The following is a 10,773-nucleotide window of genomic DNA, read 5'->3' as shown; positions in this document are numbered from 1 at the left end:
GTGCATGTGGATTGGAGCGAAGCATGCAATCACCGCCTAAATAGGATAGCTATATTATACCACATTAACGCGGTGAATAGATAAAGAAACCAAAAAAATAGCCTGTTGAGGTTAATCAACAGGCTGACCGGACTATCGTCCGGTTTTTTTCTTTTAGAAACCTATTTTCCGGGATATGGAAACCGCTTTTTTGCCGATCCGGCGAGCGTTTGTCACCTATTTTTCACAAGTTTCGTGAAAGCGTATCCATATCCGCGTATTCAGATGAAACGGAAGAATCTTGTGGATTCCTTCCCGTTTTCGTCACATTTCGTGGGTATTAGGGGGATATTGAACGTTTCTACCGTTTCAGTGGATTGCTCGAACCTAGGGATGGTGTTAAGATTCATTAAGAAAATTGGAAAGCAGCCGGCTAGGAGGGCGAAAATGAACGTCTTGAAGCAATTAAAGCAATATTACTGGAATGACCGGTACTTGCTGTTCATCTCGATTGTCTGTTTGATGTGTTCCACCGCTTTGGGGCTTGTGTACCCTCACTTGCTCCGATACCTCATCGACGAAGTCATCAAGAAGGAACAGTTCGAATGGGCGCCCTATCTAGCGCTGCTTGTCGTAGCCGTTGTAGCCGTCAAAGCATCGTTCGCGTTTACCCACGGTTTTACCGGAGGCCGGCTCGGCAACCGGGTCGCCTTCAACTTGCGCAACGCCCTGTACGAGAAGCTGCAATATTTATCGTTCCAGTATTACGACCGGGCCAAAACGGGTGATCTCATGTCCCGTCTGACCGCGGACCTGGAAGGAATCCGCCAGTTTATCGGGTTCGGTTTCGCCCAGCTTATGAACGTGTTCCTCATGTTTATATTCGGATCGGTCATGATGCTTACGATGAACTGGAAGCTGACTTTGATCACGTTCGTCACGATGCCGTTCCTCGTGTTCACCGCCTTGAGGCTGGAGAAAAGAATCCATCCGGGCTTCCGCTCGATCCGTCAAGCGAACAGCAACTTGACGACGGCGGTGCAAGAAAATATTAACGGGGTACGCACCGTCAAATCGTTCGCGCGCGAGCCGTATGAAGTGGAGAAGTTCGCAATCCGCAACGGGGAGTTTAAAGAAAGCAACATCAGCCTGTCCCACACGTGGGCCAAATTTTTCCCGCTTATGGAGCTGCTGTCGTCGGTGTGCGTGGCCATTTTGCTGACGACGGGCGGAATGTTCGTTATTAACGGCTCGATGACGCTTGGCGAGCTGGTCGCATTTTTCAGCTTCATCTGGTATATTATCGCACCGATGCGCGATATCGGGTTCCATATTAACAACTACACCCAATCCAAGGCTTCGGGCGAGCGGGTTTTGGAAATATTGAATCAATATGTACATGTAAAAGACAAAGATACGGCGGTCGCGCTGCGGCCCGAAGAAGTAAAAGGCTCGATCCGCTTCGACCATGTCACGTTCGCGTATCCCGAGAAGCAGCCTGCGCTCACCGACTTCAATCTGGAAGCGCCGGCCGGCTCCGTCATCGGCTTGCTCGGCGGCACCGGCTCCGGGAAATCGACCGTCATCCAGCTCATTCTGCGCGCCTATAACGTGAAGGAAGGCCGCATTACGCTGGACGGCAAAGACATCCGAGACGTCAAGATCGAGAGCTTGCGCCAGCAAATCGCGCTCGTGTTTCAGGAGACGTTTCTGTTCTCCTCCACGATCCGCAACAATATATCGTACGGCCGCAAGGACGTCACGGACGAAGAAATCGTACGGGCCGCCAAATTGGCCAAAGCCCATGACTTCATCATGGAGCTGCCGCTCGGTTACGACACGATCGTAGGCGAACGCGGAATGGGCCTTTCGGGCGGACAGAAGCAGCGGATCGCGATTGCCCGGGCGCTGATCAAGGACCCGAAAATATTGATTCTGGACGACGCTACGAGCGCGGTCGATATGGAGACGGAGCATGAAATTCAAGCCGGCTTCCAGGAGCTGATGAAAGGGCGCACGACGTTTATCATCGCCCACCGCATCTCGTCCTTGAAGCATGCCGACGAAATTATCGTTCTGGACGGCGGGCGCATTATTCAGCGCGGCACGCACGCGCAGCTGCTTCGTCAGCCAGGACATTATTTCGAAACGTACAAAATCCAATATTCGGATCATCCGGATTTCGCGGAACAAAAGGAACGGAGGGTGGCCAATTGAGCCGGTCCAAGGAACATTCCGAAGAAGAACGACAGAACAAGCAGACGAACGGGAAGACACCGGGGCAGGATCGCTTCGTGTACCAGGACGACGACAAGATGGAGAAGGCGTTCGATTGGGGCCAGCTGAAACGGATGGGGTCTTACTTGAAGCCTTACCGACGCCAACTGCTGCCGATCATTCTCGTCACGATGATACTCGGCACGCTATCGAAGCTGGCCATTCCTTACTTGATCAGCTTGGCGATCGACATCGCGATATTTAACAAAGACGGCGATCTGCTGTTGATCTACGCGTCCACGATGCTGGGGCTTTACATTTTGCAATGGCTCGTCAACAATTACCGGATTCGTTACATCAACGTAATCGGACAAAAGGTTCTTTATGATTTGCGGTACGCCCTGTTCAGCCATATCCAGCAGCTGTCGTTCCGTTTCTTCGACAAGCGGCCGGCCGGTTCGGTGCTCGTGCGTATAACGAACGACGTCAACTCGCTGCAGGATTTGTTTACGAACGGTGTCGTCAACCTGATGATCGATTGTGTGCAGCTGCTCGGAATCGTTATTATTTTGCTCTCCCTTAACTTTAAGCTCGGGCTTGCCATTATCGTGACGGTGCCGCTTATGTTCATCGTGTCCGGCTCTTTGCGGAAACGGATCCGGTGGGCGTGGCAGGACGTACGGATGAAGCAGTCGCGGATCAATTCCCATCTGGCCGAAAGCATCCAAGGCATTCGCGTCACGCAAGCCTTTACGCAGGAGAAAGAAAACATCAAGTATTTCGATGGCATGAACACGATCAACAAAAAATCGTGGGACAAGGCGTCCGCGCTCAACCAGTCGTTCGGACCGATCATCGAGCTGACCGCTGCCGTAGGGACGTGCATCTTGTTCTGGTACGGGGCCCATTTGATCGAGAGCCAGGAGCTCAAGATCGGGATGCTCGTCGCGTTCGCCAACTATATCGGCAACTTCTGGGAGCCGATCAACCGGCTCGGGCAAATGTACAACCAAATGCTCGTGGCGATGGCTTCGTCCGAACGGATTTTCGAGTTTCTCGACGAGAAGCCGACCGTAGGCGAGAAGGATAAACCGGAAACGCTGCCGCTTATCGAAGGCCATGTCCGTTTCGACAATATCGTATTCGAGTACGAGAAGGGCCGTCCGGCTCTGAAAGGAATCAATCTGGAAGCGAAAGCCGGCGAATCGATTGCTCTCGTAGGCCATACCGGCTCGGGGAAAAGCACGATCATCAACCTGCTTTGCCGGTTTTACGATCCGGTCGAAGGACGCGTTCTCGTGGACGGGTACGATATTCGCGACGTTACGCTGCAGAGCTTGCGCTCGCAAGTCGGGATCGTGCTCCAGGACACATTCATTTTCTCCGGGTCGGTTCGCGACAATATCCGCTTCGGGCGTCTCGACGCTACCGACGAAGAGGTGGAGGCGGCCGCGAAGGCGGTGCACGCCCACGATTTCATCCGCCAGCTGCCTTTCGGCTACGATACCCAGGTGGAGGAGCGGGGCAGCATGCTGTCGATGGGGGAGCGGCAGCTTCTCTCGTTTGCCCGGGCGCTGCTCGCCAATCCGCGCGTCCTGATTCTCGACGAAGCGACGGCAAGCATCGATACGGAAACCGAGCTGAAAATTCAGGAAGCGCTCAAGACGCTGCTGATCGGCCGGACTTCCTTCATTATCGCTCACCGTCTATCGACGATCCGCAACGCCGACAAAATCGTCGTCCTGGACCACGGCAACATTATGGAGGAGGGCACGCACGACGAGCTGATGCGCCACGGCGGCATATACTTCGGTTTGGTCGAAGCCCAGTACAAGTTTTTGAGCGAAGCGGGTTGAGGCTTCGAGTCGTACATTAGAGTCCTTCAGGCACACGGCTTGGTGTGTCTGGAGGGCTCTTTTTGCTGTTTTTTCTGACCGGACTTGCAAGTAAAAGCCCTGAGTCGAATAGGCTTGGGAGTAGTGGGAAGTTCGCGGGTGCAGCGGATCGGCAAACGGAGGAGGAGGAGAGCAATGCAAATTGAAGTGGTAAATCCCGGAGACTCGCTGTGGGCGATCGCCAAACGGTACGGTGTGTCGGTTGACGACATCGTCCGGATCAACGAAATCGACGAGCCTACGCGCCTCGCTGTCGGGCAAGCGCTTGTTATTCCGACTAGCGATACGGTACATAGAGTCGCGCCCGGGGAGTCGCTTTGGACGATTTCGCGCCGTTATGGCGTATCGATGGAAGATATCGCGCGGGCGAACAACTTGACGAACCCGTCTCAGCTATACGTCGGCCAGCGGCTGCAAATTCCGAGGCAGGGCGCCAAGCGGACGATCGAGACGAACGGTTACTTGCAGCCGAGCGACGCCGAGAAAGATCGCGCTATTGTCAATGAAACGGCGGAATATCTTACTTACTTCAGCATTTTCCAATACATCGTGGAGACGGACGGGTCGTTGACCCCGCCGAAAGACGAGGCGGCACTCTCGGCGATTGCGAATACGAATGCGGTTCCGATGATGGTCATTACCAATTTCGAAGCCGGTACGTTTTCATCGGAGAAGGCCCGGGCCATATTTGATAATCCTGAAGCGAAGCAAGCTTTGATCGACAACGTGATCACAACTCTTCGGGCGAAAGGCTTCTACGCCTTGAATATCGATTTCGAACATTTGTTTCCGGAGGATAAACAAAAGTACAACGCTTTTCTGCGGGAAATAACCGCCCGCGTCCACGAGGAAGGTAAGCTCGTCTCTACGGCGCTCGCACCCAAAGCAAGCGCGACCCAGGCGGGGAGATGGTACGAAGCCCATGATTACAAGGCGCATGGCGAAATCGTCGATTTCGTCATCATTATGACCTACGAGTGGGGATGGTCCGGCGGTCCTCCGATGGCCGTAGCCCCGATCCCGCAAGTAAGGCGCGTGCTCGATTTCGCCGTGTCGGTCATCCCGCCGAACAAAATTTTGATGGGAGCGCCCTTGTACGGATACAACTGGACGCTGCCGTACGTGAAAGGCGGCAAATTCGCGCCTACGCTCAGTCCGAAAGCGGCGGTCAATCTGGCCCGCGACGTCGGCGCTTATATCAGATACGACTCTGCCTCTCAAGCTCCATTTTTTAACTACTACGACAATGAAGGCAAGGAGCATGTTGTCTGGTTCGAGGACGCCCGCAGCATGCAGGCGAAGTTCGATTTGATTAAAGAATACGGTCTTCGCGGCATCAGCTATTGGGTGCTCGGCCAAAGCTTTCCGCAGAACTGGGCGCTGCTCGAGGCGAACTTCAACATCAAGAAGTTAAAATGAATATCGAACCTTCCCGGACCTGCCGGGAAGGTTCTTTGCATTTCCGGCACCGCATCCGCAGCGAGTTTGCAAATCGCGAATGGAACCATTAATCTAGAATTATATGCTTGTCAGGATTGCAGTTTGGGGGAGGGGAGCCTTGTGAAATCGACGCGAACGCTATGGAGGACGGTAGGAGCCGCCGCGCTGCTGACGACGCTTCTGATGATCGGCGGTCTCGTTTATGCCGTCAATGACGTCATCAATCCGAAGCCGGCCGAATTTATGCAGTCGGAAGAGCCGAAGCCCGCGGAACAAACAAAGAATACGATCGATATCGTGGCGCTCGGCGATTCGCTTTCGGTCGGGACCGGGGACGTAACCGGCAAGGGCTACGTTCAGAACGTCCGGGAGAAGCTTGCCGCAGCTACGAAGAAGCAGGTCAACGTCATCGGCAACTATGCAGTTAACGGCGCCCGCACGGAACAGCTGCTGGCCGCTCTGCAGAACGCCAAGGGGATTCCTTACGGCATCGAGAAGGCGGACGTCGTGCTCTTCACGATGGGCGGGAACGATTTGTTCGCGATCGGCCAGAACGTGCTCAATTCCCAGTCGGACGAGCTCGATCCGGCCAAGGTGAGAGAAAGAATGCCGGAGCCGCTCAAACGGCTGGAGCAAATTATGACGAAGCTCGCGGAATTGAACCCGAAAGCGAAAATCGTCTACGTCGGGGTATATAATCCATTCTATGACCTTCCCGAGATGAGGCCGGCTTCCGTCCATGTCCAGGAATGGAACGATCAGGCGCTCAAAATCGCGAACCGGTTCGGCAATATGGTGTACGTGCCGACATTCGACTTATTCCAGTTCAACTTTGAGAAATACATGTACAGCGATCACTTCCATCCGAACCAGGAAGGATATGTCCGGATCGCCGACCGCGTCGTGCAGGCGCTCGAATAAGGGAGGGTGGCATCATGTCCAGTGATCCGTCGGTCGTATTGTCCGTCAACGGCCTGAAGAAGAAAATCAAAGACAAGCTGATCATCAAGGGCGTATCCTTCGACGTGCGGCGCGGCGAAATATTCGGATTTCTCGGTCCGAACGGCTCCGGCAAGACGACTACGATCCGCATGCTCGTCGGGCTGATCAGGCCGACCGAAGGCTCGATTATGCTCGGTGGCTACGACATCACCAAGAAGCCGACCGAAGCGCTCCGCCACGTCGGTTGTATCGTAGAAAATCCGGAGCTGTACTCGTATTTGACCGGATGGGAAAACCTCGAACACTTTGCCCGGATGATTCCGGGCGTTACCGCCGAACGGATTCGCGAAGTAACCGAGATCGTAGGTCTCGATCAGCGCATTTACGATAAAGTCCGGACCTACTCGCTCGGCATGCGCCAGCGGCTTGGCATCGCCCAAGCGCTGCTCGGCAGCCCGAGTCTGCTCATTCTCGATGAACCGACGAACGGGCTCGATCCGCAGGGCATTAAAGAAATGCGCGATTTTATCCGGAAGCTTGCGTCCGAAGGGTTGAGTCTGTTCGTTTCGAGCCATTTGCTGAGCGAAATTCAGCAGATGTGCGATCGGGTCGCGATCATCAGCCACGGAAGCGTCATCGCCGTCGGGGCGGTGGACGAGCTGCTGCGGCAGCACGGCAGCACGGTCAGGTGGAGCGCGGAGCCGTATGAACGCGCGCGCGAGCTGCTCGCGCAAGCCGAGGGCGTGGAACTGGTGGACTCGGTGCACGAGAGTCCCGATTCGGATGCGGATGCGGAGACGAACCGCCGGAGTTTGACCGTTCAGATGAACGAGGAGCTGATACCCGGTCTCAATGAAAGGCTGGTCGCGGCAGGAATCCGGATATCCGGCATCCAGATCGTCAATCCGACGCTGGAAGAGCTGTTTCTGCGCGTAACGGAGGGGGAGAAAATTGAATAACATCGGCCTCTATCCATTGGTACAAAACGAAACGATCAAAATATGGAAGAAAAAACGGTTTCTCGTCATATTGCTCATCCTCGCCGCGCTTATTCCGATGTTCACCTATGCGCAAATGAAAGTGGCGCAAAACAACAAGAAGCAGTTCGGCTCGCAGGATTGGCGGCTCGTGACCCAGCAGCAAATCAACGATTATACGAACCGTCTCGCCAGCAACCGGGTGCCCGAAGAGTGGAAAAAGTATATGCGCGTGCAGGTCAAGGTACTGCAATATTACTTGGACAAAAATGTCGATCCGAAAGCTCCTAACGGCGTCACCTTTACGAGCACCTTCGTGGCGAACGCGATCGGCCTGTTCATTCCGCTCATGGTCATGGTTCTTGCCTCCGACCTCGTCTCCTCCGAGCATTCGACCGGCACGATCAAGCTGCTGCTTACAAGGCCCGTCCAGAGGTGGAAGGTGCTGGCAAGTAAATATATCGCGCTTATCTTCTACATTTCGTTGACCGTATTCGCCACGATGGCGCTCGCTTATTTGATATCCGGTCTCGTGTTCGGTTATGGAGGCTGGAACCTACCTTCGTTCACGGGCTTCAAAATCGTCGGCTCCGAAGTGGACTTGACGTATGTGCATCCCGTTCCGCAATGGCTGTACATGCTTATGCAGCTCGGACTCGTTTGGTTCGCGGCGCTTATCGTCGGATTGATGTCTCTGATGGTATCGGTTCTCGTCCGGAGCACGGCCGCGGGCATGGGAATTATGCTGGCGGTGCTTATCGCCGGAAGCATTTTGACGAATATGGTTTCGTCGTGGGAGACGGCCAAATATTTATTTATGGTCAACTTGACGCTGACCGATTATTTGTCGGGCCGGATGCCGCCGATCGAAGGGATGGATCTCGCTTTCTCGATGACTGTGCTGGCCGTGTGGGGGCTCGCCTCGCTGATCGTATCGTTCTTCGTTTTTACGAGAAAAGACATTTTGAATTGAGCTGAGGAATAAGGAGGTTCGGCCTATTTCTCGAGCTTTTCCGCAGGGGGCATGGTAAAAGCATAACGCTTTGAGTATAATGCATAATAGTTGAACAACTAAGGGGCTTTAACGGAATTACCTCCCTGACTGACGGCCGGGGCTTTGTGGACCGGCAAGTCCCGGTCGCCAGAGAGCGGCTGCGTTATTCCGTTAAAGTTTCTAAGTCAGAGAATAGGGGGCGCGCGGATTGGCAGAACAGTTGGACTTATTTTCGGAACCGGCATCGTCGGACGGCAAAAAATCGGCAGGCCCTTCGGGAAGCGGCAAAGCGGCGGTTAGCGGCGGAGGCAAGCTTTCCGTTGAACGGCAGCCGGCAGGAATTCCGGCTCCGGACGGGCCATCTACCGGTTACGATGCGGACGATATTCAGGTTCTGGAAGGTTTGACAGCCGTACGCAAACGGCCGGGGATGTACATCGGCAGCACGAGCGCTTCGGGCCTCCATCACCTCATCTGGGAAATCGTCGACAACGCGGTCGACGAGCATCTTGCCAAGCATTGCACGAAAATCGACATCATTATACATAAAGATCAATCGGTCACCGTACGGGACAACGGCCGGGGCATTCCTACAGGCATGCACAAAATGGGCATTCCTACGCCACAGGTCGTCTTTACGATTTTGCATGCCGGCGGCAAGTTCGGCGGCGGCGGATACAAAAAATCCGGGGGACTGCACGGTGTCGGCGCATCGGTTACGAACGCGTTGTCGGAATGGCTCGAGGTGGAAATTTGGCGCGACGGCAAGACGCATCGGCAGCGGTTCGAGTATTGGGTCGACAAGGACGGCAAGGAGCACGTAGGAGAACCGGTTACCGGGCTCGAGGTGCTGGGCAACACGAATCGTACGGGCTCTCAGATTACGTTCAAACCGGACAAGCGGGTGTTTCAAAGCGGCACGACGATCAACTACGACACATTGTCGGAGCGGCTGCAGGAAATCGCCTTTCTGAATTCGGGGCTTAAAGTAACGCTCAAGGACGAACGGTCGGGCAACGAGGAAATGTTCGAATATGCGGGCGGGGCGAAGCAGTTCGTGCAATTTCTGAACGAGGACAAGACTGTCCTGCACGATGTCATTCACTTCGTCGCCGAAAGAGACGATATCGAAGTGGAAGTGGCGTTCCAGTACAACGACGGCTATACCGAGACGATCGCTTCGTTCGTCAACTCGATTCCGACCCGCGGAGGCGGTACGCACGAAACGGGCTATAAGACCGCTTACACCCGGGTGATGAACGAATATGCGAGAAAAGCGGGCCTGCTGAAGGAGAAAGAAAAAAATCTCGAAGGCGTCGACCTGCGCGAAGGCATGATGACCGTCATCAATATCAAGATGGGCGAGGTCGAATTCGTCGGACAGACGAAAGACCAGCTCGGCAGCGCTTCGGCACGCAGCGCGGTCGATGCGGTCGTCTCCGAGAAGATGGCCGTCTTCCTCGAGGAAAACCCGCAAGTGGCCCAACTGCTGCTCAAAAAAGCGGTGCAGTCGGCGAAAGCCCGCGAAGCGGCCCGCAAGGCGCGCGAGGAAGTGCGCAACGGCAAGAAAGGGAAGAGCGAAAGCTCGAACTTAGGCGGCAAGCTGACCCCGGCGCAGTCCAAAGATTATATGCGCAATGAGCTGTTCATCGTCGAGGGCGACTCGGCGGGCGGCTCGGCCAAGCAGGGACGCGATTCCCGGCACCAGGCGATACTGCCCTTGAAGGGCAAGCCGATGAATCCCGAGAAGGCGAAGCTCGGCGATATTTTAAAAAATGACGAGTATAAAGCGATCATCGCCGCCATCGGTGCGGGGGTCGGCTCCGAATTCGAGCTCGATGAGATCAATTATGGCAAAGTGATCATTATGACCGATGCCGATACGGACGGGGCGCACATCCAGGTGCTGCTGCTGACGTTTTTCTACCGGTACATGAAGCCGCTGATCGACGCGGGGAGAGTATACATCGCCCAGCCGCCGCTTTACAAAGTGACGAAGAAATCCGGGAAATCCACGGTTATGAAATATGTGTTTTCCGACGAGCAGCTCGGCCAGGTTATGAAGGAGCTGGGCAAATCGGTCGAGCTGCAGCGCTACAAGGGGCTTGGCGAGATGAACCCCGAGCAGCTGTGGGAAACGACGATGGATCCCGAGGCGCGCACGCTGCTCCAAGTGCAGATCGAGGACGCCGCCAAGGCCGAACGCCGCGTCTCGACGCTGATGGGAGACAAGGTGGACCCGCGCAAACGGTGGATCATCGAGAATGTCGACTTCACGGAGTACGAGGAATAACCATTTTTACACAGCCGAAACAAACACGCCGCCCGC

7 protein-coding genes are annotated in these 10,773 nt (G+C 54.9%); all 7 read left to right on the top strand.

Annotation, left to right across the window (positions count from 1 at the left end):
* Nucleotides 1-426 precede the first annotated feature (426 nt).
* The 7 genes from FE783_RS35470 (at nt 427) to parE (ending at nt 10,737) form a co-directional block, all read left to right on the top strand.
* Nucleotides 427-2,196, top strand: a complete 1,770-nt coding sequence (locus FE783_RS35470; protein WP_138884132.1) for an ABC transporter ATP-binding protein — start codon at nt 427-429, stop codon at nt 2,194-2,196.
* 77 nt (nt 2,197-2,273) lie between these two features.
* Nucleotides 2,274-4,052: an ABC transporter ATP-binding protein gene (locus FE783_RS35465; RefSeq protein ID WP_238403387.1), complete on the top strand. Its 1,779-nt coding sequence runs from the start codon at nt 2,274-2,276 to the stop codon at nt 4,050-4,052.
* Nucleotides 4,053-4,226: 174 nt separating this feature from the next.
* Entirely contained in the window at nt 4,227-5,510 is a 1,284-nt protein-coding gene (locus FE783_RS35460; protein ID WP_138884131.1) for a glycoside hydrolase family 18 protein, read from the top strand.
* Between the two features lie 141 nt (nt 5,511-5,651).
* The gene (locus FE783_RS35455; protein ID WP_138884130.1) at nt 5,652-6,452 is read left to right on the top strand and encodes a GDSL-type esterase/lipase family protein; all 801 of its coding nucleotides are present in this window, start codon (nt 5,652-5,654) and stop codon (nt 6,450-6,452) included.
* A gap of 14 nt (nt 6,453-6,466) precedes the next feature.
* A complete protein-coding gene (locus FE783_RS35450) occupies nt 6,467-7,432 on the top strand; it encodes an ABC transporter ATP-binding protein (RefSeq protein ID WP_138884129.1) in 966 nt (321 codons plus the stop codon).
* The gene (locus FE783_RS35445) at nt 7,425-8,423 is read left to right on the top strand and encodes an ABC transporter permease (RefSeq protein WP_238403385.1); all 999 of its coding nucleotides are present in this window, start codon (nt 7,425-7,427) and stop codon (nt 8,421-8,423) included. The genes FE783_RS35450 and FE783_RS35445 overlap by 8 nt, the downstream gene beginning before the upstream one ends.
* Before the next feature lie 361 nt (nt 8,424-8,784).
* Nucleotides 8,785-10,737, top strand: coding sequence for a DNA topoisomerase IV subunit B (gene parE / locus FE783_RS35440; RefSeq protein ID WP_138884135.1), 1,953 nt, complete (start codon nt 8,785-8,787; stop codon nt 10,735-10,737).
* The last annotated feature ends 36 nt before the right edge of the window (nt 10,738-10,773 follow it).

The sequence above is a fragment of the Paenibacillus mesophilus genome, assembly GCF_005938385.1.
Taxonomy (GTDB): Bacteria; Bacillota; Bacilli; order Paenibacillales; family NBRC-103111; genus Paenibacillus_AB; species Paenibacillus_AB mesophilus.
Note: the sequence above shows the minus strand (reverse complement) of the source record. Positions and strands in the feature narration are given on the sequence as shown.